Source organism: Pontibacter lucknowensis, from assembly GCF_900156415.1.
In the GTDB taxonomy this organism is placed as follows: domain Bacteria; phylum Bacteroidota; class Bacteroidia; order Cytophagales; family Hymenobacteraceae; genus Pontibacter; species Pontibacter lucknowensis.
The window spans coordinates 427448-453846 of record NZ_FTNM01000003.1 but is presented as its reverse complement, the minus strand read 5'-3'; the positions used below and the strand labels follow the sequence as shown (position 1 = coordinate 453846).

The 26399-nt window shown below is 50.4% G+C and carries 19 protein-coding genes; 12 read left to right on the top strand and 7 right to left on the bottom strand.

Going from position 1 to position 26399, the window contains the following annotated elements:
- Window positions 1–134: 134 nt before the first annotated feature.
- The gene (locus BW972_RS12770; protein WP_076422408.1) at window positions 135–524 is read right to left on the bottom strand and encodes a VOC family protein; all 390 of its coding nucleotides are present in this window, start codon (window positions 522–524) and stop codon (window positions 135–137) included.
- 181 nt (window positions 525–705) lie between these two features.
- On the bottom strand, window positions 706–1047 hold the full coding sequence (locus tag BW972_RS12765; protein ID WP_040574320.1) for a zinc ribbon domain-containing protein YjdM: 342 nt from the start codon (window positions 1045–1047) through the stop codon (window positions 706–708).
- Window positions 1048–1254: 207 nt separating this feature from the next.
- On the opposite strand from BW972_RS12765, the gene BW972_RS12760 reads away from it, so the two are divergent.
- The gene (locus tag BW972_RS12760) at window positions 1255–1713 is read left to right on the top strand and encodes a PaaI family thioesterase (protein ID WP_007657942.1); all 459 of its coding nucleotides are present in this window, start codon (window positions 1255–1257) and stop codon (window positions 1711–1713) included.
- Window positions 1714–1803: 90 nt separating this feature from the next.
- Here BW972_RS12760 and BW972_RS12755 read toward each other — a convergent pair whose 3' ends face one another.
- The 3 genes from BW972_RS12755 to BW972_RS12745 all read right to left on the bottom strand — a co-directional run bounded on the left by BW972_RS12755 (window position 1804) and on the right by BW972_RS12745 (window position 7876).
- Window positions 1804–3135, bottom strand: coding sequence for a TldD/PmbA family protein (locus BW972_RS12755; RefSeq protein WP_076422407.1), 1332 nt, complete (start codon window positions 3133–3135; stop codon window positions 1804–1806).
- Between the two features lie 11 nt (window positions 3136–3146).
- A complete protein-coding gene (locus tag BW972_RS12750; protein WP_076422406.1) occupies window positions 3147–4778 on the bottom strand; it encodes a TldD/PmbA family protein in 1632 nt (543 codons plus the stop codon).
- A 191-nt stretch (window positions 4779–4969) separates the two neighbouring features.
- Complete coding sequence (locus BW972_RS12745; RefSeq protein WP_076422405.1) at window positions 4970–7876, bottom strand: S9 family peptidase; 2907 nt, start codon at window positions 7874–7876, stop codon at window positions 4970–4972.
- Between the two features lie 283 nt (window positions 7877–8159).
- Between BW972_RS12745 and BW972_RS12740 the strand changes: the two genes are divergently transcribed.
- The 5 genes from BW972_RS12740 to BW972_RS12720 all read left to right on the top strand — a co-directional run bounded on the left by BW972_RS12740 (window position 8160) and on the right by BW972_RS12720 (window position 13634).
- Window positions 8160–9344, top strand: a complete 1185-nt coding sequence (locus BW972_RS12740; RefSeq protein WP_007657939.1) for an acetyl-CoA C-acyltransferase — start codon at window positions 8160–8162, stop codon at window positions 9342–9344.
- A 126-nt stretch (window positions 9345–9470) separates the two neighbouring features.
- Window positions 9471–10001: a HEAT repeat domain-containing protein gene (locus BW972_RS12735; RefSeq protein WP_143732060.1), complete on the top strand. Its 531-nt coding sequence runs from the start codon at window positions 9471–9473 to the stop codon at window positions 9999–10001.
- A gap of 98 nt (window positions 10002–10099) precedes the next feature.
- Complete coding sequence (locus BW972_RS12730; protein WP_076422403.1) at window positions 10100–11428, top strand: toxin-antitoxin system YwqK family antitoxin; 1329 nt, start codon at window positions 10100–10102, stop codon at window positions 11426–11428.
- On the top strand, window positions 11428–11883 hold the full coding sequence (locus tag BW972_RS12725) for a GNAT family N-acetyltransferase (RefSeq protein ID WP_076422402.1): 456 nt from the start codon (window positions 11428–11430) through the stop codon (window positions 11881–11883). Before BW972_RS12730 ends, BW972_RS12725 begins: the two co-directional genes overlap by 1 nt.
- Before the next feature lie 83 nt (window positions 11884–11966).
- Window positions 11967–13634 (top strand): alpha-amylase family protein, encoded by a 1668-nt coding sequence (locus BW972_RS12720; RefSeq protein WP_076422401.1) that lies wholly within the window; start codon window positions 11967–11969, stop codon window positions 13632–13634.
- Window positions 13635–13749: 115 nt separating this feature from the next.
- Here BW972_RS12720 and BW972_RS12715 read toward each other — a convergent pair whose 3' ends face one another.
- The gene (locus BW972_RS12715; protein WP_007657924.1) at window positions 13750–14892 is read right to left on the bottom strand and encodes a DEAD/DEAH box helicase; all 1143 of its coding nucleotides are present in this window, start codon (window positions 14890–14892) and stop codon (window positions 13750–13752) included.
- Window positions 14893–14948: 56 nt separating this feature from the next.
- On the bottom strand, window positions 14949–15695 hold the full coding sequence (locus tag BW972_RS12710; protein WP_076422400.1) for a multidrug transporter: 747 nt from the start codon (window positions 15693–15695) through the stop codon (window positions 14949–14951).
- A 307-nt stretch (window positions 15696–16002) separates the two neighbouring features.
- Here BW972_RS12710 and bioB point away from each other — a divergent pair, with 307 nt between their 5' ends.
- From bioB to BW972_RS19760, 6 genes are all read left to right on the top strand, one after another.
- Entirely contained in the window at window positions 16003–17001 is a 999-nt protein-coding gene (gene bioB, locus BW972_RS12705; RefSeq protein ID WP_076422399.1) for a biotin synthase BioB, read from the top strand.
- Between the two features lie 248 nt (window positions 17002–17249).
- Window positions 17250–18383, top strand: a complete 1134-nt coding sequence (locus BW972_RS12700; protein ID WP_076422398.1) for an aminotransferase class I/II-fold pyridoxal phosphate-dependent enzyme — start codon at window positions 17250–17252, stop codon at window positions 18381–18383.
- Window positions 18380–18994 (top strand): dethiobiotin synthase, encoded by a 615-nt coding sequence (gene bioD, locus BW972_RS12695; RefSeq protein ID WP_076422397.1) that lies wholly within the window; start codon window positions 18380–18382, stop codon window positions 18992–18994. Before BW972_RS12700 ends, bioD begins: the two co-directional genes overlap by 4 nt.
- An 86-nt stretch (window positions 18995–19080) precedes the next feature.
- The gene (gene bioA / locus BW972_RS12690) at window positions 19081–20397 is read left to right on the top strand and encodes an adenosylmethionine--8-amino-7-oxononanoate transaminase (protein WP_076422396.1); all 1317 of its coding nucleotides are present in this window, start codon (window positions 19081–19083) and stop codon (window positions 20395–20397) included.
- A 29-nt stretch (window positions 20398–20426) separates the two neighbouring features.
- The gene (locus BW972_RS12685; RefSeq protein WP_076422395.1) at window positions 20427–21626 is read left to right on the top strand and encodes a beta-ketoacyl synthase N-terminal-like domain-containing protein; all 1200 of its coding nucleotides are present in this window, start codon (window positions 20427–20429) and stop codon (window positions 21624–21626) included.
- Between the two features lie 465 nt (window positions 21627–22091).
- Window positions 22092–26351, top strand: a complete 4260-nt coding sequence (locus BW972_RS19760; protein WP_143732058.1) for a T9SS type A sorting domain-containing protein — start codon at window positions 22092–22094, stop codon at window positions 26349–26351.
- Window positions 26352–26399 lie beyond the last annotated feature (48 nt).

The following is a 26399-nucleotide window of genomic DNA, read 5'->3' as shown; positions in this document are numbered from 1 at the left end:
CAATAATTTCTGACCTAGCCACAACATAGTTTTGGATTAGGAGTATAAGGAGTTCATAGCACAAAATATAACTATGAAAAACGGGCAGCTAGCACTAGCTGCCTTTGTTTTTTTACGCTGCTGCCGAATCCGTTCTATAACTTGATTTCAGGGGTGTAAGCTACTTCCAGCACGAAGCCATTCGGGTCACGGAAATCGACGGTATAGTAACTTGCACTGTAGTGCGGCATCCCCTGCGGACCGCGTATAATAGCAGCATTTTGCTTCCGAAGCCACTCCCCTACCTGATCAACCACTTCCCGGCTTATGGCATGAAAGCAGATATGCCGCACACCCAGGCTGTCACAAAACTCAACCGGCATTTGCTTGAAGTAGATTTCGTGCTGGCCACAGCTAAAAGAGGTTTCGTTGAGCGCATACCAACCGATCATCGGGAATAGCTCCCCGTAAAAAAGCATTGACGTTTCCAGGTCTTTCACCCAAAACTCAATGTGGTTGATACCGGGGCTATAGGGATATTTCATCGTCATAGCAGCTTTGCAAAAATTACCTAGCTATCTGTTTTCCAGGATTTCCTTTAGCTTTTTCAAATCCTTGTTATTGGCCTTCCGCAGCCAACACTTCAAAAAGTGGTCTGTTAATGTCTATTTCGGTGATGATATCTACCATACAATGCTGCCCCTGCCCAGCAACAGACCAAACTGTTTAAGCCTTTCTTACAAACTCTGATTTAAGCCCCATAGAGCCAAAGCCATCGATTTTGCAGTCGATGTTATGATCACCATCAGTCAGGCGTATGTTCTTTACTTTGGTTCCAGCCTTCACCGGCTTAGGAGCGCCTTTTACTGGAAGGTCTTTGATAACAACAACGGAATCGCCATCCTGAAGAACATTACCGTTCGCATCCACCACTTTCAAGCCTGCTTCTTCTACCACTTCATTCGGATTCCACTCATTGCCGCACTCCGGGCAGGCATAAAGCTCTTGGCTCATGGCGTATCCGTAAGGTGAGCTACATTTCGGACACTGTTTCAATTCATCTGACATAATGGTGTTCTATTTTTACTCTGTTTATGCTTATGTACAGCAAGTGAACAATGAAAAGGCAACTCCATTCCATATCCATCGCAACTTGTTCAGCTATACCTGCGACAAGCGAATATACTAACATTCCTGCAATCACTGCCTTTTCTTTCTTCTATAAATGCTCAATCGCCTGAGTAGCATTGCGTATACTTGCACAAAAAACACCGCATGTCAACCAAATCTGAAGCGCATCACCGGAAACTGGAAAGGCTATACCTAAGCGCCAATGTACAGCAACTGTTCAGTGGCAGCAGCATCGAAGTGTCGCATAGCAAGTCCGAAATCACACTGCCCGTCGATCCAAAGTATTTTCACGGAGCGCAGGCCATACACGGAGCGACTTACTTCAAGCTGCTCGATGATGCCGCCTATTTTGCAGTGGCTTCGCTGGTGACGGATGTGTTTATCGTCACTTTCTCTTTCCAGATCAATTTGACCAGACCCGTTACAAGCGGCTCACTCAAAGCGGTCGGTACCGTTCGCTCAGTCAGCAAAAACCTGTTTGTGGCAGAGGCGACCTTGTACAATGAAAAGGGCAAAGAAGTCGCTTTTGGAACTGGGCAATTTATGCGAACGAACCAGTCCTGGGAGAGCCTGGAGCATTACGGACTGGAAGCGAAGCATTAAGGACTAAAAACTAAAAAACCGCCCGGATTGACCGAAGCGGTTCTAGTGTTTCATAGCAAAAAGGCACTCTAAAATTTTACCACATCCTACTTACACAGCATCTGACAAACTGCTGAACGTAAAGTCACGAACCTTGAGTGGCGGCAAAATGTAGTTGATGTTCGACTCGCCACTTACCACCCTTTCCGGGCGGCCCATTTCCTCCAAGTTGTTCAGCATGATGATCGGGCTCTCGTTGAAGCGGAAGTTCTTGACAGGATGTTTTATCTTCCCGTTCTCGATCAGGAAAGTACCGTCACGTGTCAGTCCGGTCAGCAAGAGTGTCTGCGGATCAACGGAGCGGATATACCATAGGCGCGTTACCAGGATACCCCGCTTCGTGTTTTTGATCATGTCATCCAATGATGCTTTACCCCCTTCCATGATCGCATTGTTCGGCATCGGAATCGACTTGGCTCCTTTGTTCTCTGCCCAGTAGCGCGAGGCATACAGATTTTTCATCACCCCATTCTCGATCCAATTTGTTCGCTCCAGAGGCCGGCCGTCTTCGCTCCAGGTGGCCGTAGGCAAGTCTGGGTGGGTAGGGTCTGAGTAGATATTCACTTTTGAATCTACCAGCTTTTCGCCAACCTTGGTTTTGCCCCCTGGCTTGCTCATGAAGCTCCGTCCTTCGTCTGCACTGCGTGCATCCATATTGAAGAACATGTTCTCCAGCAGCACCGCTACGGCAGCAGGTTCAAGTATGACTGTATACTTTCCTGGTTCTATGGCAACCGCTTTGGCTGAGCCTTCTGCTTTGTCCATGGCAATTTTGGATGCTATGCCCGTGTCCAGTTTGGTGATGTCGTTGTATCCGCGGGATGCATAACCAGAACCTGTACCGGCTTCGTTGCGCACCGTTACCGAGAATCTTACATCGGTGCTGGGGTGATAGGCAAATAAGCCTTTGGAGTTGAGCATGGCCTGAAAACCGTTATTATGTTGCAGGTAGCCAGCGGCTATGAGCTTGCGTTGGCGGGCGGGCAGTATGCTCGCTGCCGCGGCATTGGCACGTTGCTCGGGCGAGAATGCTGCCGTGCTCTTGAAATAAGCATTGGAGCTGCTGTATTTCTGCGGACCAAGAATAGGCATATACTCCGGATTTTCAGGAGCCAGTTGAGCCAGCTCTTCGGAGCGGCGCACCACCTTCTCCAGCGAGGCATCGTCAAATTCGTTGATGGTCGCTATACCTGATTTTTTGCCAAAAGCAGAGGTCACCACTAAGCTGGTTGTACTATTTTCGCCGCTGGTAGACACAGCATTGTTGGCATAGCGTATGTTACCGCTGTCGCTGCCCTGCAGGTTCACCACACACTCATCTGCTTTGGAGTATTGCAGTGCCTTCTGCATTACCTCCCGTGCCTGTTGTTCTGTGAATAACATAGTTTGAGAGTTTAGATTTTTCTAGCTGTATTGATCACATTTACTCCATTAAAGCGGGTGGTCGCGCTGCCATGGGACACAGAGCTCACCTGCTCTGGCTGACCCTTGCCGTCGAAGAAGGAGCCGCCCAATCGGTAGTCACGCTCGTCGCAGATAGCGGCGCAGGAGTTCCAGAATTCCTGGGTATTGCTCTGATAGGCCACATCGCGTAGCTGACCGGCAATCTGTCCGTCTTTTATCTCGTAGAAAAGCTGCCCGCCGAATTGGAAGTTATAGCGCTGCTGGTCTATCGAGAAGGAGCCGTCGCAGATGATGTAAATACCTTTCTTCACATCCTTGATCATGTCCTGCACGCTAAGCGGTGTCTTGCCAGCTGCCAGCGACACGTTTGGCATGCGCTGAAACTGCACAGAACTCCAACTGTCGGCGTAGCAGCAGCCATGTGATTCCTTCTCGCCGATGATGTGCGCCTGGTCGCGGGTGGCCTGGTAATTCACCAGGGTGCCGTCTTTCACCAGGTCCCACTGCTTGGTCTTCACACCCTCGTCATCATACCCAACGGCGCCGAGCGAACCGGGCTGTGTCTTGTCTGCAAACAAGTTTACCCTGTCTGAGCCGTATTTGAAGTTCTTGGATTTCCATTTGTCGAGCGTGGCAAAAGAGGTGCCTGCAAAGTTTGCTTCGTAGCCCAGCACACGGTCGAGCTCCAGCGGGTGCCCCACCGATTCATGTATAGTCAGCCAGAGGTGTGACGGGTCAAGCACGAGATCGTATTTGCCTGCCTCCACCGACTTCGCTTTTAGCTTCTCTACAGCCTGCTTACCGGCTGCAGTGGCGTCTTCCAGCATATCGTAATGATTGCCGTAAAGGGTGGTCACGCTGGCAACCTTGCTTTCTTTGCGCCCATCCAGGTACTCATAGCCCATGCCCATGGGCGAGCTCAAAGACTGACGTGTCTCGAACTTACCCGTGGCAGGGTCGATGGCCGTAGCGATGAAAATAGGCCAGATGCGGTGCACGTCCTGGTCAATGTAAGAACCATCGGTTGAGGCAAAGTACTTTTGTTCGTTCACCAGAAAGAGGAGCGAGTTCATGTAATTGGCCCCGCTTTTCATGGCGGCATCGTTGACGGCAAGCAACAGATCGGCTTTCTCCTTGATAGGTATAGCCAGGGCGTTTTTCTCGATGGGCGTTTTCCAGCTCACTTCGCCATAGCCCTGTTGCGGCGCCAGCACGACTGGCTGCTCCAATAGCCTGGCATTGGCTTTGGCGATTGTAACCGCCTTTTTGGCCATGCTGGCAATGTTGTCTCGCGTGATGTTATCGGCAGCTACAAAGCCCCAGGCACCATCGGCCAGCACACGCACACCGGCACCGTAGGACTCCGTGTTAACGGTGTTCTCTACCTTGTTATCGCGGGTGATCACGTACTGGTTCAGGTAGCGGCCGATACGAATATCAGCATAGGTCGCGCCACTGGATCGGGCTGCGTTCAGAGCGACATCTGCCAGTTCTTTCTTCAGCGCCACATCCATTTGCCCTAGCAGGGCCTCCGGCGGCATATGATTCCCCATTACAGGTATAGGCAGCATCAGCGCTCCAGCGCCCATACCTGCCAGGTACATAAAGTCACGACGTTTCAAGCTTCTATTCCATTAGTTAACAGATAGTTGAAGCTAAGCAATACCTTTCACAAATACAAATTTTTATTGAATTTAAACTAATAGATTAAATACTATGCTTCTTACCGGATCGGTAAATCATTCTATATAAAAACAGCGGCCGTTTCTTTGCAGAAGCGGCCGCTGTTATGCTGAATTATGTAAGGTATAACTTACTCCTTCGGCGCAGAAGAAACCTGCGGCTCTGTCAGCTCAAAGCCGTAGTCTTTTCCTTTTAACAGAGTCGGTACGCCCTGATCCATCCACTTCGGAGCAGGAGCGCCTTTGAGGTAGTGGTCGAAGAACTGCGACATGCGCACAGACAGGTCTTTTCGGTTTTTGCGTTGCATCAGGTTGTGGTCCTCGCCGTTGTACACAAGCATCCATACCGGCTTTTCGAGACGCCGCAGCGCCATGAAGAACTCAATGCCCTGGTACCACGGCACAGCCCCATCCTGGTCATTGTGCATGATCAGCAACGGTGTTTTCACACGGTCGGCAAAGAAGAGCGGTGAGTTTTCGATAAACTGCATTGGTTTCTCCCATAGCGTTCCGCCAATGCGGCTCTGCGTGCGCTCGTACTGGAACTGACGGCTCAGGCCCGTTCCCCAGCGTATACCGCCGTAAGCACTCGTCATGTTGGACACCGGCGCACCGGCCATCGCAGCCTTGAACATGTTGGTGCGGGTCACCATGTAGGCGATCTGGTAACCGCCCCAGCTCTGCCCCTGCAAAGCCATGTTTTTATCATCCACGAAGCCTTGCGCCACGATGCTTTGCACACCCGGTATAATGCAGTCCATGGCGCTCTCACCCGGATAGCCTTCGGTATATACAATGTCCGGCACAAACACGAGGTAGTCGTTACTTACAAAGTATGGGATGTTGATAGTAGAGGCGCTTGGAGCCGGTACACGGTGGTTATGGATGCCGTCAGAGGAGCGCTCGTAGAAGTATACCAGCATCGGGTATTTCTTTTTCGGATCAAAATTCTCCGGCTTGTAAAGCAGGCCCTCCAACGGTATACCGTCCGTCGATTTCCAGCTCACCAGTTCCACCGTTCCCCACAGGTAGTCTTTCATCTGCGGATTGGCATCGCTCAGTTTCTCTAAATTGGTAAAGCTCAGGTCAGAGGTATAGAGGTCGTTGTACTCACGGAAAGAGCCGCGGCGGAACGTAGTGCGATCGCTGTTCTTGGCTTTGCGCAATGAGGTATAGCCATGCGGTGTCATCACCAGTTTTTCAGGCTGCGCAGTTTTGCTCACATGGTCGCGGAAGAAGCCAGCCGACTTATCGGTCAGGTTAAAGGCGCTCAGGTATAGCGTGGCGTCTGCAGGTATAAATTTCTCTTCGCTGTCGAGCTGCTCGTAGCGCAGACGCAGTTTGTTGTTGCGACCATACCTGTCGGTCAGGTTCTCAGGGGCTTTCTTGCCGCTTGGGTCCAGCTTCCAGATATCGAAACGGTCATACACCAGAAAGGCGTTGTCCTTTTCTACCCAGCCTGCTGCACCGTAAGAGCCTGGCAGTGCCGGCACATCGTTATCCTCTTCATAGAAAGCCTGACCTATACCTTTGGTCAGGTTGATATTGGCACCGCCCTTGGTGTTCATTGCGTGCCAGCTGCTGTCGGTAGGTTCGTACCAGTACACGTAAGCTCCCTGTGGCGACAGACGCGGATAGCCTCTTGTTTCTTTCAGGATCTGCTTGGCTGTTCCCTTTTTCAGATCGATCAGGTAGGCATCCTTTCGGGTTGGCGTATCGTAGCCGATCGTCACTTTATACTTCTCGTCACTCACTGCCAAAGCCACATCTGCCTGACCGTTAGCGTCCAGATATACATCTGGCATCTCAAGGGTGGCCAGCTGCTGCATTTTCTTACCGCGCAAGTCGTACAGGGCCAGGAAGGAGCGCTTCTGGTCGCGACTCAGCTGTTTGAGCTGCATCGGCTGGATCAGCGGATCTTTGTAACCCCAGATGTCGAGGCTCACTTTCTCCTCGTCGAGTTTAGTAGTATCTTTTTCAAAGCGGGTCGGGCGCGGGAAGGTGCCGAAGAACAGGCGACGACCGTCTTCCGAGAAGCGCAGGTTACCATGTTCGCTCACCATCCAGGCAGCTGGCATCCCTTTGGTAAGCGTATCGGCCAGCGTTACCGCTTTGTTGTCTTTTTTGTTCCAGTGGTATAGGTTGAAGTAGCGTATCTCTGCCCCTGTGGAGTCGGTTGTCGCCACATAGGCCAGTTGCTCACCCGCCTTGTCAGTGCTGATGCCTTTGTAGGTTACCTTTCCCGTATCGATTGGCATTACTTTTAGGTCGGCAGTACTGAAAGCGTATACCCCGGCGGTGTGCAGCGAGTCCAGTTCATCCTTCACGAAGTAAAGCATGTTGCCTTTCTCAGAGAACATGTAATCCACCACACGGTCGAAGCGCTGCTCATGTCCGGTCTGCAGGTTGCGCAACACCAGCTCCGTACCTTCAGATTTCTTCTGCTTTGGCTTAGCAGCTGGCTTTGCTGCGGCTGCCTTGGCAGGTTCGGTTTTTGTCGCCTCAGGTATAGCGAGCTCAGTTTTAGAGTCTTCTTTCTTTGCGGCTTCTTTTTTCGCCGGAAGTGGTTTTTCCAATTGATAGGCCAGCCAGTTGCTGCCTTCCTTTGGCAGTTTAAAAGACTTCACGCGCGGCACTTTTACCACGTTCATGTTCTCCAGCGTCACAATAGCCAGCGAGTCCTTCGGCAGATCGTCGCCTTTTTTCTTTTTCAGCTTAAGCGCACGTACCTTGTTATACTCCGGCTTGATCTGGAACACAGCATAACGGCTGTCGTTCGTAAACTCCGCCTTGGTACCGCGGGAGAACTCGCGCATGGCCTTGCTGGCGTAATTTCGGATGTAGAGGGCGCCATCGCCTTCCTGCGGATCGACGTTAAAAAGCACGTATTGGCCGTTGTTGGAGAGCTTGTCGCTGCCTACGCCTTTCCAGCTGTCGTATACATCGTGGGTGAGTGGCTTTTTGGAGGCTTGCTGCTGTGCCTGCGCCTGAATAAGGCCTGCACCAAACAGGGCCGCCAGCAATAAAAATTTCTTCATTGTATAAGGCTTTGCTATCGGTTAGCGGTTTCGATTGGTTTTCTAAATGTACAAATTATTTTGCGGCTGTGGCCGTTATACCTTTAGAGCTCACTTTATAAGGAAGGTTTAAAGGCAGTTAGTTCCGCCACCATCTATGTGTGCCACAAGCCTACTAATGGGAAGCTTAACAATTTAGCATTTAAACCCTTAAGCTACAAAAGCAGCCATTTACCTAACGATTGTTTGGTTTTCAGCCTGAATCCTGATAATTTCACACTATAAAACTATTAGACACAATCTTATGCAAACGAAGGAAGTATATATTATTTCGGCTGTGCGTACCCCGATTGGTAGCTTTGGCGGCGCTCTGGCCAGCCTTTCTGCCACGGAACTGGGTGCAGCCGCTATCAAAGGAGCACTGGAAAAAGCCGGTGTTGACAAAAGCCTGGTACAGGAAGTGATTATGGGTAACGTGCTGTCGGCCAACGTAGGCCAGGCGCCTGCCCGTCAGGCTGCCGTGAAGGCGGGTCTGGGCTACGAAGTAGAATGTACGACGGTGAACAAGGTATGTGCCTCCGGAACAAAGGCGATCATGTTTGCGGCGCAGGCGATTATGCTCGGTCACAAAGATATCATCGTGGCAGGCGGTATGGAGAGTATGTCCAACGTGCCATATTACCTTGACAAAGCCCGCTTTGGTGCAAAGTTGGGTCACGGTCAGATGATCGACGGCCTGATGAAAGATGGTCTGTGGGATGTATACAATGACTTCCACATGGGCAACGCCGCTGAGAACACAGCCCGTGAAATGAAGATCACCCGCGAAATGCAGGACGAGTACGCCACGCAGTCTTACAAGAAAGTAGCCGCCGCCGCTGAGGCCGGTATGCTGAAAGACGAGATCGTGCCGGTAGAAATTCCACAGCGCGGCAAAGACCCGATCGTGGTGTCAGAAGACGAAGAGTACAAGAAAGTGAACTTCGAGAAAATGGCCGGTCTGCGCCCTGTGTTCGACAAGGCAGGTACAGTGACTGCTGCCAACGCCTCTACCCTGAACGATGGTGCTGCGGCCCTGTTGCTGATGAGCAAAGAGAAGGCGGAAGAACTGGGTCTGAAGCCGATCGCGAAAATCCGTGGCTTTGCAGATGCGGAGCAGGATCCGATCTGGTTCACGACCACGCCATCTTTGGCTATACCTAAGGCGCTGAAAAACGCCGGCGTGTCGCCTGAGGAAGTGGACTTCTACGAGATCAACGAAGCATTCTCTGTGGTATCGATCGCTAATAACCAGAAACTGGGTCTGGAAGGCGGCAACGTGAACGTATTCGGTGGTGCTGTATCCCTGGGCCACCCACTTGGCGCTTCCGGTGCCCGTATCGTAACTACCCTATGCAACGTGCTCGATAAAAAAGGCGGCAAGATTGGTGTAACCGGTATATGCAACGGTGGCGGCGGTGCCTCTGCCCTTGTGATCGAGAAAATGTAATCTCCGCTTTGCGGTATATTTTTTGCAGGAAGCCTTACGTTATTTCGTAAGGCTTCTTTTTTACACCTTGGTCAGCATATTAAACTGTTTGCCATACTTTTGGTGTTTATCCAATTTGAATCGCTTATGTCATTAGAAAACGAGCTAGCAAAGTTCTGGGAGTGGGCCGGTATGACGCCCGATACATATAATGAAAACAGAGGTTTAGGCGAGTGGGAAGCTGAGTACCCCGGATGGGACGCACTCTACAAAGCAGCCAACGAAGCGCTGGAACAACTAAACCAGGAGTTCAACCATGATTTGGCGCAACTGCTGGTATATGCGCTGGCTATTGACAACGAAGCGGGTATAGTGCTGAAAAGTGTGGAGGAGAAACTGGAAAGCCCACTGCGTTTTGTGCGGAAGGCTGTTTTTTCTGACCAGCCACAGGCCAGGTGGCAGATGGCTGAACTGCTTGGAAACATTGATGTGGAAGGTCGAGAGAAGATGCTCATGCAGCTGATCAACAGCGAAGACAAGTATGTGATAAGACGTGCCTTGCTGAGCCTGAACAAAGTGAACCACAGTAAGGCTGTAGAGCTAGCCCAGAAATATGTGCGGGATACCGACCCGTTTATGAAGTTAGTGGCAAAGGAAATCACTAAAAAGAAGGTATGACCATATACGTGACAGGACAAAGGGTATTTTGGCAATAGATTTACCTCTAATACGACCTTACACGCTTATCAAAATTTATCAGACAGAAACTAGTACCCATGTCGAAATTGCTTTCAATCTTACCGGCTGTTTTACTTTTCAGCGCCGTGGCTTATGGACAGTCTCAACGCAAAGTGGTAACCTATCACGACGAGTCCATGACCAGCGTGAAGGAGGTATACTATATGACGCCGGATTCGGCCATTGTTGGCTACTACAACCGCTACTATCCTACCGGCGAGCGGGAGGCCTTTGCCAAATTTGTGGAAGGCAAAAAAGACAGCGTGTTCACGGAGTTCTACCAGAACGGACAACCCCGCATGCAGGTAACTTACGTGCAGGATCAAAAACAGGGGCCTTTCAAGGCTTTCCATCCGGACGGCCGTCTGCTGCAGGAAGGCAGCTATGATAAGGACCAGCAGAGCGATGTGTTCAAGACTTTTTATGCGGATGGCAAGGTGCGTAAGGAAACCTCTTTTGTAAACGGTTTCCCGGAGGGTCTGGTGCGGGAGTTTTACCCGAACGGAAAACTCAAATCAGAGATCACTTACAAGAACAGCCAGCAGAACGGTCCGGCCAAAACGTACTTCGATAATGGCAACCTCGAGACGGATGCCACTTATCGCAACGGTATGCTGGAAGGGTCCTACAAGACTTACTTCGACAATGGCCAACTCGAAACCGAAGTGATCAATGTGGCCGGTCAGCGTAACGGCACCTTCAAGAGCTACTATCGCAGCGGTAAACTGAGCACAGAAGGCAGCTTTGTTTCTGGTAAAATGCACGGACCTTCCAAGTCATACTTCGAGAATGGCAACCTGCGCAGCATGATCACCTACCGCAACGGACAGGTACAGGGCCTATCGCAGGTATACTTTGAAGACGGCAAGCTGAAGGAAGAAGGACAATATAGTAACAATGGCGATGACCGCAAGATCACGACCTACTACCCATCCGGCAACATAAAAGCCGAGGAGCAATACAAAAACAAACTGCGCACCGGCAGCTGGAAAACCTACTATGACGCCCCGGGTAAGAAGGTAGAGGTAGCTGAAACCTATAACGCTAACAAGCTGACAGGCGAGCGCATTGTTTACTATGAAAACGGTCAGGCTAAGGCAAAATATACCTATGGCAAAGGCGATGGCAAGATCGTGAGCAGCCAGGAGTTCTATGAAAGCGGCAAACTCAAGTCCGAGACAAGCTATAAAGACGGCCTTCGCTTTGGGCCTTACAAACAGTACTTCGAGAATGGCAAAGTAGAAGTGCTGGGCCAGCACCGCAACAACAAAGCCACCGGCACCTGGAAGTACCACAACGACGAAGGCAAGGTATACAAAACACGCCTTTACCGGAATGGTGAAGTTGTAGAGGAGAAGGAGAAGTAATGCTCTTCCGCGAAGCCACCACCGCCGATATCCCCCGACTCCAGATCATCCGTCACTCCGTAAAAGAGAATATCCTCTCTGACCCGACGCTGGTGACGGACGAGCTCTGCGCGCTATACCTGAACGAGCGCGGCAAAGGCTGGGTGTGCGAAGTTGATGGCCAAGTGGTCGGCTTCTCAATCGTCGACCTGCAGGAGCACAATGTGTGGGCTTTATTTCTGCTACCGGAATTTGAAGGCCAAGGCATAGGCAAGCAACTGCACCGCATCATGCTTGACTGGTACTTCCGACAAACGAAAGAAACAATATGGCTGGGCACCGACCCCGGCACAAGAGCCGAGTCCTTTTACCGTCGACAAGGCTGGCGTCAGAAAAGTATACACGGCGGTTCTGAAATCAAATTTGAAATGCGTTACGAAGACTGGCTAACTGAAAGTAAAGCACAGATCCCTTAGCTCCTTTCAAGCTTCCCTCCGACTTTCATAAGCTTTCTCCCGTATAGACGAATCAAGTTTTAACCAACCAAAACCGATTCGCTATGCTTGAAGAGCTCTGGTACAAAAATGCTATCATCTACAGCCTCGATCTTGAAACGTTCATGGACCTGAACGGCGATGGCGTGGGTGACTTCGCAGGTCTGGCCCGCCGCCTTGATTACCTCAACGCTATGGGCATCGACTGTGTTTGGCTAGCCCCCTTCCAACCCACCCCCAACAAGGACAATGGTTACGATGTGTACGATTACTATGGTGTCGATCAACGGCACGGCTCCAGCGGTGACTTTGTCGAGTTCATGCACCAGGCCAATAAGCGCGGCATCAAGGTCATCATCGATCTGGTGGTGAACCATACCTCCGACCAGCACCCCTGGTTTCAGGATGCCCGCAGCAGCGAAGATGCCGAGCACCGCGACTGGTATGTATGGTCTAAAAAGAAGCCTTCTGACTGGGACGAGGGCATGGTGTTCCCGGGGGTGCAGGACTCTACCTGGACGTACGACAAGAAAGCGAAGTCCTGGTATTTCCACCGCTTCTACGAATTTCAGCCCGATCTTAACATGGACAATCCCAAAGTGCGTGAAGAGATTCAGCGCATCATGGGCTTTTGGCTGCAATTAGGGGTATGTGGCTTCAGGGTAGATGCTGTGCCTTTTATGATCGAGTCGCCCGTACCGGGTTCAGATAATCATGAATTAAACTTCGATTACCTGCGTGACATGCGACGCTTTCTGCAATGGCGGCGTGGGGATGCTATTCTGCTGGGCGAAGCTAACGTACTCCCTGAGGAAACTAAAAAATACTTCGGTGATAAAGGGGATGGCATTCAGATGATGTTCAACTTTTATGTGAACCAGCACCTGTTTTACGCCCTGGCTACCGGCGAAATAGAGCCTCTGGTGGAGGCCCTGGAAGAAACACGCACCCACATGGCAACGGTGCAGTGGGCCCACTTCCTGCGCAATCACGACGAACTGGACCTGGGTCGCCTAACCGATGAACAGCGTGAAAAGGTATTTGCCCGTTTCGCCCCGGATAAAGACATGCAGCTTTACGATCGGGGCATCCGCCGTCGTCTTTCTACTATGCTGGGAAACCGCCAGCAAAGTGAGTTAGCTTATAGCCTGATGTTCTCTTTGCCGGGCACTCCCGTTATCCGTTATGGCGATGAAATAGGCATGGGGGATGACCTGAGTCTGAATGAACGGGACGCCGTGCGCACACCAATGCAATGGACCGATGACCACCAAGCGGGCTTTTCCGAAGCAGACAAACTGGTGCATCCTGTCATTGACAAAGGTCCTTACTCTTATCACCATGTGAATGTAGAGAACCAGCGCCGTGAACCGGATTCACTTCTAAACTGGATGACAGCCTTGATCCGCCTAAGGCAGGAGTGTACCGAGATTGGCTTTGGGGATTGGCAAATCCTGAAAACAAACAAACCGAAGGTACTCTGCATGCACTACAGCTGGCAAGGCAGCTCCCTGATCATCCTGCACAACTTCGATGAAAAAGCACACGAGGTAATTTTAGACTTAAAGCAAAAGCAAAACGGTCAAAAAGAAAAAGAGCAAAAGCTGATCGACCTGATGGTGAACTATGAAAGCGAAGCTGACGAGAAGGGTAAACACTATATTACGCTCGATGCCTACGGCTATCGCTGGTTCCGGACCGGTGACTTAAGTCATCTGCTCAAGAAGAGCTAGAGCAAACAAAGCGCCCTTTCTGTTAAAGCAGAAAGGGCGCTTTGTTTAAAAATGAAGCTAAAGCTTTGTGGCTGTACCTGTGGTTCGCATTACCTGCTAAGTTTATACCTATACCTTACTGTCCCTGCAGTTCAATTTCGCCTGTAGGAAGCACCTCCACCCTCACTCCCATTTTTTTCTGGATGATTTTAAAGTGATGGGCATCTTCCGGTGTGATCAGCGAAATGGCTTCGCCGGAGGCTTCGGCACGGCCTGTACGCCCGATCCGGTGCACATAGTCTTTAGGAGAGCGCGGCAGTTCGTAGTTGATCACATAAGGCAGGAACTTGATGTCTATACCTCGTGAGGCCAGATCGGTGGCGACCAGTACGCGGAGCTTGCCCGCCTTGAACTGACGAAGCGCCTCCGTTCTGCCGCCCTGGCTTCTGTCACCGTGAAAAGCAGCGGCTTCAATTCCGTGCTTTTTGAGTTTACCCACCACATTATCAGCCGTACGGATGGACGAAGCAAATACCAGCACCTGCTGCATGTCGTGCTGCCGGATCAGGTAACGCAGCAGCGGCCCTTTCTTCTCAGGATCTACCTGGTAGGCTACCTGCTTGATCAGTTCCGGCACCGTGGCTTCCTCCTGCACGGTTACCCGCACCGGGTCCGTCAGCAGTTTGCTGATCAGATCCTCCACATCCTGGCTCAATGTAGCTGAGAACAGGAGGTTCTGCCGCCCGGCTGGCAACATGCCGAGCAGCTTGTTCACCTCCTCCTGAAACCCCAGATTCAGCATTTTATCTGCCTCATCGAGCACCAGCGTTTCTACCTCTGAAAGGTGCACTGCTTTGTTTTCGATCAGGTCGAGCAGTCGGCCAGGCGTGGCAACGAGCACATCTGTACCGCTTAGCTTCATCATCTGCGGGTTGATCGAGATGCCACCATACACGGCCAGCGTCTTCACCGGTCTGCCCAGTCCTTTACCGAATGCTCTGAACACCTCTTCGATTTGTACCGCCAGTTCGCGTGTCGGCACCAGCACCAGCGTGCGCACATAGCGGTTACGGCCGGCCTGCTTCTGCTGGTATAGCTCCAGTATAGGCAACGCGAAACTAGCCGTCTTGCCGGAGCCGGTCTGGGCTATACCTAACAGGTCCTTTCCTTTCAGAATGGCAGGTATAGCCCGTGTCTGTATAGGATAAGGAGCTGTATAGCCTTGCTCTTGAATGGAACGAAGCAGTGGTGCCGAAAGGCCTAATGACGAAAATGACATAGATTCAGGTATAGAGCGCCGGGCGACCTGCCCGCGCACTGGCAAAGGTACACATATTATACGTCTCTGTTTTTGGGAGCAATCAGGATCTGGGTGCCATATCTTGTCAGGTAGTCGAGCAGGGCATAGATAAACAACGCTACCCCTGACATTTCCATTAGCTCTTCCAGGCAGTAGAGGATGCGGTTGTACAGGTGGTCTAGCCCGTAGCGCTTGTACAGATAGCCTTCAAAAAACTCCAGCCCGAGCGCACCGCCCACAAACAGCGCACCCGACAGCAGGATGAGATTGCGGGTATAAGCGGGCAGGCGAAGCACAAAGCCGATAAAATAAGCAACAACCGCCAGCGTGAGCACGCTATAGGGCACCACCCAGGCCCAATGCAGCATGCCTGACAAATCGGTTGCCAGACGCGGACGCACAAAATCCGCCACCCGCTCGTGTATCTGTGTGTTCTCATCGATGGCCATAAACAGGAAAATGCACCCCAGGATAAACCAATGACGGGTATAGGTTTCCTGTACAGAGTGCTTGTGTTGGCGGTGAACAAGAAAAAGGAGTCCACTGGCAGCTAACAACATCACCGAAGAGAAAAAAGCAGGTATGTTGCTCTCGCCGTTGAAAGTAAAATAATACATCAATATCCGCGTCAACCTTGATTCGTAGTGCAAAACACTGTCCAGTAAAATCCCGGCAATATCAGCCAGCAGCAGCACGAAAATAATGACAGCAAGCTTCCGAAGCACATTTTCAGGTGAAAGCAACAAGGGTGTGGTGGTAGGGGAAGTAGAGGTCAAATGCATATGTCAACAATGAAGAAGAGATCGGTACAATTTACAGATTCAGGTATACCCCAAAATCCCTTCTTCTGTTGCCCTGTACAAAGCCTGGGGCCATCAAACAGCAAGTCCGGCTTCAACTTTATTTCCACAGCATGAGGGCCGCGCAGCCCTACTGAAAGCTGCTTCCCAACAAATTAACAAACCATTTTTTCCACAGAAATAGTACACGTGCTTAAATAGTTAACAAGTTATCCACTGAATATACCCCCAACCTTGATTTTTTATTCCTAAATCTTCAAATTATCTTCGTAATCCAAACCCGATAAACATGACGCAAGACGGACTTAACGCAGCCATACGTAACGACTGGACACTGGAGGAGATCAAAGCGATCTATTATAAACCGGTGTTGGAACTGATTGTAGAAGCAGCCAATGTACATAAGCAGCACCAGGCTACTGGTGAGGTGCAGGTGTGTACTTTGTTGTCAGTAAAAACCGGTGGCTGTCCGGAAGACTGCTCTTACTGTCCGCAGGCGGCACGCTTCCATACAGGTGTGGATGTGCACAAACTGTTGAGCCAGGAGCAGGTACTCACGGCTGCGCAGCGTGCCAAAGACGGCGGTTCTACCCGTTTCTGCATGGGTGCCGCCTGGCGCGAAGTGCGCGACAACCGCGACTTCGACAAAGTGCTTGATATGGTGAAAGGTGTGAACGAGATGGGACTGGAAGTTTGCTGTACCCTGGGTATGGTGAACGAGTACCAGGCTGAGAAGCTGAAAGAAGCCGGCTTGTACGCCTACAACCACAACCTCGACACGTCTGAGGCGAACTACTCCAACATCATCACGACCCGTACCTACGACGACCGCCTCGACACAATCGAGAACGTGCGCAAGGCAGGTATATCGGTTTGTTCTGGTGGCATTATCGGTCTGGGCGAGACAGACGAAGACCGTATCGGTATGCTCCATACCTTGTCCACCCTGGTGCAGCACCCGGAATCAGTGCCGGTAAACGCACTGGTACCGGTAAAAGGCACGCCACTGGAAAACCAGCCGCTGGTTACCGTTTGGGAAATGGTACGCATGATCGCCACGGCCCGTATCCTGATGCCCAAGACCATGGTACGCCTGTCAGCAGGCCGCGAGCGCATGAGCGTGACCGATCAGGCACTTTGTTTCCTGGCTGGTGCCAACTCCATCTTCACTGGCGAAAAGCTTCTGACGACGCCAAACCCGGACTTCGACGCCGATAAAGCTATGTTTGACCTGTTGGGTCTTACTCCAAGAAAATCCTTTAAAGAAGAAGCACAGCACGTTTGCTAGATCTTTGGTAATACAAAATTTACCGGAAAGCCTCTTGTCTCTGTCATCCTGAATGGGTTTTAGGCGAAGGATTAAGGCAATAGCTATAACACACCCCTGCCCTTCTCTAGAGGGGAACCCTGGTGTGAAAGCCCAGCCTGATGATACTGATGTCATACTTTAGGAGATGACATCACTTTTGATCTCTAAACTTTAGAGGCATCAAGACATTAAACCTATATTGAAATCAGAAAACTGAGTTCTAATCCATGTCTGATGTCCTGAAAAATAAACTACAGCAGAAGCTGGCTGAACGGGCGGCGCAGGGTACTTTGCGTACGCTTAAAATCACTGCCGGACTAGTTGACTTCTGTTCCAACGATTACCTCGGCCTTGCTCGCAGTGAGAAATTGCGGGCGCTTATCCACAAGGAAGAGGAGCACTACAGGCATTTACCATTGGGGGCAACTGGCTCCCGACTACTTTCGGGCAACCACGGCCTCTTCGAAGAGCTGGAAGGTATCATTGCGCCCTACCACAAGGGGGAGGCGGCGTTGCTTTTTAACTCCGGGTATACGGCAAACGTGGGCCTATTGTCTGCCCTGCCGCAGCGTAGCGATACCGTGTTTTATGACGAGGCCAGCCATGCCTCCATGAAAGACGGCCTGCGCCTGAGCTTTGCCAAGACCTACGCCTTCCGCCACAACAGTGTGGAGGATTTGCGGCAAAAGCTGAAGCATGCAACCGGACAGGTATACGTGGTGGTGGAATCTGTCTACTCCATGGACGGTGACAAGGCACCGCTAAAGGAGCTGGCTCAGGTATGTAACGAGTACAGTGCCGCTTTGATTGTAGACGAGGCTCATGGCGTGGGTTTGTATGGCCCGAACGGTGAAGGGTTGACAGTGGCACTTGGACTACAGGACCAGGTGTTTGCGCAGGTAATCACCTATGGCAAAGCCATGGGCAGTCACGGGGCTGCCGTGGTTGGGCCCAAGGTGCTGCGCGACTTTTTGATTAATTATAGTAGAGCATTTATTTACACGACAGGCCTACCGACGCATGCGCTGGTGGCCCTAAAGTGTGCTTATACCCTGCTGTCCAAACTCGCGCCTGAGCGTGAACGCGTGCAGCAATTAGCGACCCGACTGTACCAGAAACTGAACAAACTTAGCAGCATTCGCTGCACTCCGGAAAACAGTGTGATCCTATCTGTTTTCCCGCAACAGTCCCGGCAACTCAAGGCGCTAGCGGCTGCGCTGCAACAAGCAGGATATGATGTGCGCCCCGTGCTGCCCCCTACTGTGCCCGCCGGCACAGAGCGGCTCCGCGTGATCGTGCATGCCTATAATAGTGAAGAAGAAATTGACGGCCTCGTGCAGGCCATAGCGAAAGGTACATGAAAAGATATTTTGTAACAGGCATCGGAACGGACGTTGGCAAGACAGTTGCCGCAGCCATTCTCACCGAAGCACTGCAGGCCGACTACTGGAAACCCGTACAGGCGGGCGGTCTAGACTTTACCGACACAGACACGGTTAAAAGTCTTATTTCAAATGAAAAGTCCGTGTTTCACCCCGAAGCCTACCGCCTTAAGATGGCCGCCTCTCCGCACAAAGCGGCGGCAGCCGAAGGCATCGAGATCGACGTGCACGGACTGGAGCTTCCTGAAACACAGAACAACCTGATCGTAGAAGGTGCGGGCGGATTGATGGTGCCCTTGAACAAGCGCTACTTAGTGCTGGACCTGGTGCAACAACTGGGATTGGAGGTGATCCTCGTTTCCAGAAACTACCTCGGCAGCATTAACCATACCTTGCTCACAGCAGAGGTACTGCGTTACCGCAAAGTGCCGGTGGCGGGCATTATTTTCAACGGAGAGGAGAACCAGACATCCGAGGACTTCATCATCAAGTATACAGGCTTGCGCCGACTACCGTCTATCCGTCAGGAAGCCGACTTCTGCCAAGAGGCTGTAGCTGAGTATGCTAAGAGTTTTGTACCATACCTGTAAGCCTGTATAACAAAGGATAAACAACCTGAAAGCCTATTGATTAAACTCTACTAAAATCACTCATTTACTAACTCACTCATTCAAAAATGAGCTTAGCAGAACGCGATCATAACGTCATTTGGCATCCGTACACACAGATGAAAACCGCTGCCCTCCCTATACCGATCGTCCGGGGCGAAGGAGCGCTGTTGTATGCGGAGGATGGAAAGACGTACATCGATGCCGTAGCTTCGTGGTGGGTGAACCTGCACGGGCATGCGCATTCTTATATCGCGCAAAAGGTAGCCGATCAGTTGCAGACGCTGGAGCACGTAATCTTCGCCGGCTTCACCCACCCTGCCGCCATTACCTTTGCCGAGCGACTCATACAGATCCTGCCAACAGGCCAGAGCCGCATCTTCTACTCCGACAATGGCTCTACAGCCGTAGAAGTCGCACTCAAAATGGCGATCCAGTACTGGCAGAACAAGGGTATACCGAAGCGTAAAATCATCGCTTTTCGCAACAGCTACCACGGCGATACCTTCGGGGCAATGGCGGTGAGTGCACGCAGCGCCTTCACGGCGCCCTTTTGGTCTTATTTGTTTGAGGTCTGCTTTATTGATGTGCCTATACCGGGGCACGAAGAGGAAACCATCAAACAGCTGGAAGCCTACGCCCATGCCAGCGATGTGGCCGCTTTTATCTACGAGCCGCTGGTGCTCGGTACTGCCGGTATGGTGATGTACACACCACAGGTACTCGATCAACTTCTAAGTATTTGCCAGCAACACGACATCCTCACCATCGCCGACGAAGTGATGACGGGCTTTGGACGCACTGGACGTACCTTTGCCAGTGATTACCAACAGCTCAAACCTGACATGGTTACCATGTCCAAGGGGTTGACAGGCGGTACCATGGCTTTAGGCGCCACGTCCTGCAATGAAAAAATTTACGAAGCCTTCTTGAGCGACGATAAGCACAAGACCCTGTTTCATGGGCACAGTTACACGGGCAACCCAGTTGCATGCGCCGCTGGCCTGGCCAGCATGGACTTGCTGCTGCAGGAAGAAACACAACAACATATCACGCACATCAGCCAGCGTCACACAGCTTTTGCAGAACAACTCAAATCGATGCCCAAAGTCGTTGAAGTACGTCAGCAGGGAACTATTCTGGCGGTGGAGTTCGAGGCGGACGGCACTTCTTACTTCAACAAACTGGGCGACACACTTTATAGTTTCGCCTTGGAGCAAGGGGTGATCCTGCGTCCGCTCGGCAACATTATTTACGTCATCCCACCATATTGTATTACTGATGCACAATTAGATCAGGTGTACCAGACCATACGAGGCATGCAGGAACTCATTACGGGCAACCGCTATTTTGAGCCCCCTCAGCAGACCACTCTGCATGATTAAGCTTAATTTCTGCTACATTTGCGGCTGATTTGAAATCTGCAAAAGAACATATCGTAGTCAGAGGCTGTGGTGCTGTGTCATCGCTTGGGGCCGATAGTGAAACGATTGCTCAAGGCTACCTTGCTGGAAAGCCTGCCATCACTATTATACAACATCAAGGGCAACCCACCCCCGTAGCTTCCCTTCCGCCAACGGCAGAGGCAGCACTACAGGCACTTATCTCCAGTAATTCGGGCTACCGCCAGTTGGATCGCTCTGTGCATCTGGCAATTTTTGCGGCAATACAGGCTACTACGCAGGCAGGTTGGTTAAACCAGGGTACAGCTCAGCAGGAAGATCTGGCGGTGAACATTGGCTCCTCCAGAGGAGCAACCGGATTGTTTGAGCACCATTACGACGCATATCAGCTAGGCCAGCTTTCCTCCTCCTCCTCCCCTACGACCACTTTGGGCAATTTATCGAGTTGGGTAGGACATGCTGTGAATGCCGGTGGCGCCCAGATCAGCCACTCTATTACCTGTAGTACGGCACTCATGGCTGTAGCCAACGGGGTTGCTTGGCTCAGGGCAGGTATGGCAAATCGCTTTCTGGCAGGCGGTACCGAAGCGCCACTCACAGATTTTACCATAGCCCAGATGAAAGCGGTGGGTATATATTCCAGGTTACAAGATGATTTATTTCCTTGTCAGCCCTACGGCATCTCCGGGCAAAACACCTTTGTGTTAGGGGAAGGCGCTGGTGTTTTCGCTCTCGAAAAAGCTCTTTCAACAGAACTTAGAACAGCTGATGTCATTATAGAAGCAGTCGGTTTTGGGTTTGAGCAAATCACGAGTAAAACAGGTATATCAGCAGAGGGCCAGAATTTCCAGAGATCCATGCGACATGCCATTAGTCATCTTGGTCAAGATGATAACCAGATTGATGCGATCATCACCCACTCCCCTGGCACCAGAGCCGGAGATAATGCTGAACTAGCTGCGATCGAAGCTGTATTAGGCGATAAATTACCTTCTCTGACTACGAACAAGCACTTGATAGGTCACACGTTAGGTGCCTCCGGTGCATTGAGTCTACAATATGCCCTGCACCTGCTCTCATCCCAGCAAATTACTACCCCAGGTTATACGAATTTACTCCCAACACACACTTCTGGCCCTATGCGTCGCATCTTAGTAAATGCCGCTGGCTTCGGTGGAAATGCAGCCAGTATCGTTCTTTCGATCGTTTAGAAAATCAAGGATTTTTTAAATTCTTACCTCAACTCACCTTCCTTATATTCACTCATGCTATAGAGCGTAAATATTGTACATTTCCGCTCTTCAAACAACTCAATCCCTTTACAAAAATTGCACTGTTTTTTTCACTTAATTCAACCCCTTACCAATCTGCCAGCTCCTAGGCCAAGACACTATTCTTAAAACCCCTCATAACACAAGAAATAGCTAAGAGTCTCTATATCACTAGATATTTCTATAAAAATATAGCGTCTTATTAATACAATTATAACAAGTAAACCTCTCCAATTTCCATCCAATTGCACACTAAAGTTTTGTAGCACAGGAACGTATAACCCAATACAATCTAATAGTCTGGACAAGTAGTCTGGACAAGCCATTTCGCACCATTTACAGACTATTAGTTATTGTGTTGTTTACCCTAAAAAGTACATGCTATAACAAACTTTTACTTGGACTATGAAAAAAATTATACAAGTCTCGATGCTGCGAAACAGCCTGCTGGCTGCCCTTCTGGCCGTAGTATCGATCACAGGCGCTTTAGCGCAGACACCAGGTCTGATTATCAGAGAAGCTGTTAATGGCGGGCAAGACATATTGGATCCTAATAACGATGGTTATATTTCCACTACCCCAGCTGGATTTGCAGGAACTTCAGATATTGGTCCTGCCGTGAGTGAGGTCCCTTATCGGCCATTGCCTACACTTACTCCTGAGCCTATCGGGGACATCAGGAGGGGAGAAGCGGGAGGCCATACTGATTTTGTCTCCCCTGCTCCATTACAAGCTTTTTATGATGGTCAACATTTAATGTTTAGAATGCGGATTGGTGGCAACTCACCTTCACAGCGGGGGTACAGTGTCCTCATTGACAGCGACAATACTTTTGCCGGAACCGGCGCTAACCCTGGATTTGAGTACGAGATTGTTTTCTCTTCAGGCTTCGATGTAAGTCTGATCCAGCATAATGGCACCTCAAGACAAACCCTTCTAAGTGGAGCTCACAGACAATTTTCTCAGCGTGCCGTTGCTGCCAGTACTGTGGGAGGAAACGCTGATTATTTTGTAGACTTCTATATTCCGATATCGACTTTTAATGGGCAGATCACAGCTGCCACTCCACTTCGCATGGCAGGCAGCACCCTTAACCTGGGCCAGCAGAGTGCACTCCAGGATCTTAGTGTAATAGCCGATGTAGCCGGGGTTAACTTCCAGAGCTACAATTACGATGCAATGGCCGCATACCGGGATATTATCAGCACCTTTCCTCCCACTACTCTAAATGATCTGGTAGCGGACGAAGTAGGTGCGATCAGGACTTTTGCACCCATCATCAACTCTCCGATAACGACTGCTACTACAATGATAACAGGTACATCCCGTGAACCTGCAGGCACTACGATACAGGTATTGCGTAACGGCACCCCTCTGGGTAATACCACTGTCACAGAAGCGGGTACCTGGTCTTTTGCGGTAGCTGCGGGCACTGCACTCGCAGTTGGGAACCAAATTACAGCTACTGCAACCGCGTCTGGTAGACCTGTATCAGAGGCTTCAAATACTGTTGTGGTGACAAGTACAGTTTGTACCACGCCTCCACCAGCTATCTTAAGCGCAGATAATCCTGGAAGAGTACTTAATGGCACTTCAGCTCCAAATGCAATAATCAGAATTTATAGGAATGGGGTTCTGCTGACAAATTCAGATGGTAATCAAACAGTTACCGCTGCAGCTAATGGTACATGGACTTTTAGAGTATGCGCTCCGGGGGGTGGTTCGGGCAATAACAACTGTATTGGGAACGGAGTATTCACTGCAACTCAACAGATAGGCACTGGTTGCGAATCAATACCTTCGGCACCGTTCTTAAATGGAGTTACAAACAATACGAACAACCCACCTACCATTACAGCACCAGTATGTGTAAGTACATCCACCATAACAGGTACGACAGTTGCAAACGCTTTTGTAACATTATTTTTGAACGATGTACCCCTTTACCTTGTCAGAACATCCAATAATGCCTATACAGTTCAGGCCGACGCCAGTGGCAACTGGAGTTTGACAGCAGACTTAGGTATACAAGAAGGAAGCAGATTATATGTAAGATCCAGAACTCCTACGACTTATTACGGCCAGTCTACACCAACTACGGTTGTTACAACCTGCCAGTCAGCTGCTCCTGTAATAACCGGTGATTATTGTGGCACTACCACTATTGTATCAGGATCTTCTACAGAGCCTGCAGGGACCAGCATTCAGGTTTATGTTGGGGATGACGCTGTTGGTGATCCGGGAACAGTAAATGAAAATGGCTTCTGGACTGTAACAGGTCTAGAAATTCCAGCTGGTACAGCGTTCACAGCCACGGCTACTGCACCTGGCAGCACTGAAAGTGAACCATCCGAACCTGTAACAGCCACAGCACAAACCTCGAACGAAACGCTGACAATAAATGGACCAATTCTGGAAGGAGCCAACACGATAACAGGCACAGGTACTGGAGGTGCACAACTAACCCTTTATATTGGAGGCACACCTTTTACTCCAATCGTCATTCCTCCTGATGGTAACTGGAGCCTGACAGGATTCTCTTCTTCGGAGCTATTCCCTGGTGCAGAAGTTACCGTAACCGAAACAGCTACAGGTTTATGTGAAAGCGAGCCTATTGAGAGTCTTTTTGTAGAGTGCAACCCGCTCACTGCAACCTTTACTGTAACCTCAGACACAGATGATGTACTGTGTGGAGGCAGCGGTACAGTTACAATCAGCCTCGGTGGCTCTGAGACAGGTGTAGCCTATACCATTGTCTTGCCTAATGGTACGACCAGCGGCAGTTCTGTGATGGGAACAGGCGGACCGATTACAATCACTTCAGGTCCGATTCCAAACGAAACAGCTACGTCACAAAATGTAGTACTTTCTGTAAGAGCCAGAAGAGTGACAGGTAGCCTTGGGGATGAACTTCCTGAAAGCTGCTCAGCTATTTTGAACGAAACAATTACCAGAACTATCTTGCCACAACCGCCCACTGACTTTACACTCACCCCGCTTAGTAGTAATATATGTGCCGGTTCGAACGTGCAGGTACAACTTTCAAGCTCGGCTACGGGCTTTACGTATCAGTTCCTGAATGAGGCAACCGGTGATTTAGTCGGCTCTGAAGTTGAAGGTACAGGAGGACCTATAACGTTAACCATTAACAATATCACATCGAACGCTAACTATGCCGTTTACATTAGAAACTTGTCAAATGAGTGTGAGTTCATAGATGCTGCGCGCTATAATGCCACCATCTCCGGTCCGGCAATTGACCGACCGTTCTTCACGCCAACTACTACAGTCTGCGTGGGTGGACCTGCCACAATCTTCCTGGCTACTCAGAACAACTCTACCTATCGGTATAATGTGTTTAGAGTAGCACCTGATGGCACTGAAACACGGATTGGAATTGATATAGTTGGTAATGGACAAGTAATACCAGTTAGCACTGGTACACTTAACCAGGAAGGAGATTACTCATTTTATGCATTGGTAATAGGAGGCAACTGCCTTACTCCAACGAGGTTACTTTCTGAGCCTAGCATAACCGTAGCCAACGAACCTGGTGTTGCTGATGCTGGCGGCGACAGAACCGTATGCGGCGAAGAGACAATCCTAACGGCAGCTGTGTCACCTGATCCTGGTACTGGCCTTTGGGAGTTCGTAGGAGATGCCAGAGGGGCCGTAATCACAAACCCTACCAGCCCTTCTACCACAATTACTGGCCTCACAACCGGCACCTACACAATTACCTGGACCGTAACCACTATCTGTGGAGGCACCACCTATGAGCCTTCCGTGGATCAAATAACACTTACCGTTAACTGTCCTTCTACTTATGTCATTGCTCCGCCGAAGTACCGTGACGAGTATATACCGGGTGACATTCTAGCTACAGCAGTTGATCCTGACGGCGGCATCGAAGCGGCTGAGTTAATTGGTGGCGCTTTCCCTCCGGGAGCTACACTGGACCCTGACAATGGTAACATCTTCGTCGAAAACCCAGATGCACTCGTAACAGGTATCTATACCTTCAGAGTGCGCCTTACAGACGGAGTAGGTGACGTCACTGAGGTCAGCCTCACCCTCGAGATCCTTGAGGACTCTCCTGTTATCATCCCACTCCCAGTCGAGCTTGTCTACTTCACAGCCACTGTCCGCAACAACCAGGCGCATCTGGAATGGCTGACGGCTTCTGAACTCGACAACGACCGCTTTGAGATAGAGCGCAGCCTTGATGCGAGGAGCTTCGAGAAAGTCGGGACTGTGAAAGGCAAGGGCACTACCAGCCTGGAGACCAAGTACCAGTTCACCGACCGCACACCAGTGCAAGGCACCGTGTACTACCGACTCAAGCAGGTTGACACAGACGGACAGTTTGCTTACAGCAATGTGATTGCTGTAAATGCCAAAGGTTTGGCACGTGAGCTGGCAACACAGGCGTATCCAAACCCATTCCGTGATGTGATCAAAGTAACGCTTACAGTACCAGAGTCACAAATCGCGGCTATGACCATCTATGACATCAATGGCCGACGTGTCATGACCAAAGACCTAAATCTGGATGCAGGTATAAATAACCTGGAACTTCAGCTTGGCCAGTTACAATCCGGTGTCTATATCCTCAAAGTAGTAGGCGAAGGAATGGAGTCGACGACACGTATCATGAAAAATTAACTTGAAGAAACCTCCTACAGAAAGGGCAGCTTTTTAAAGCTGCCCTTT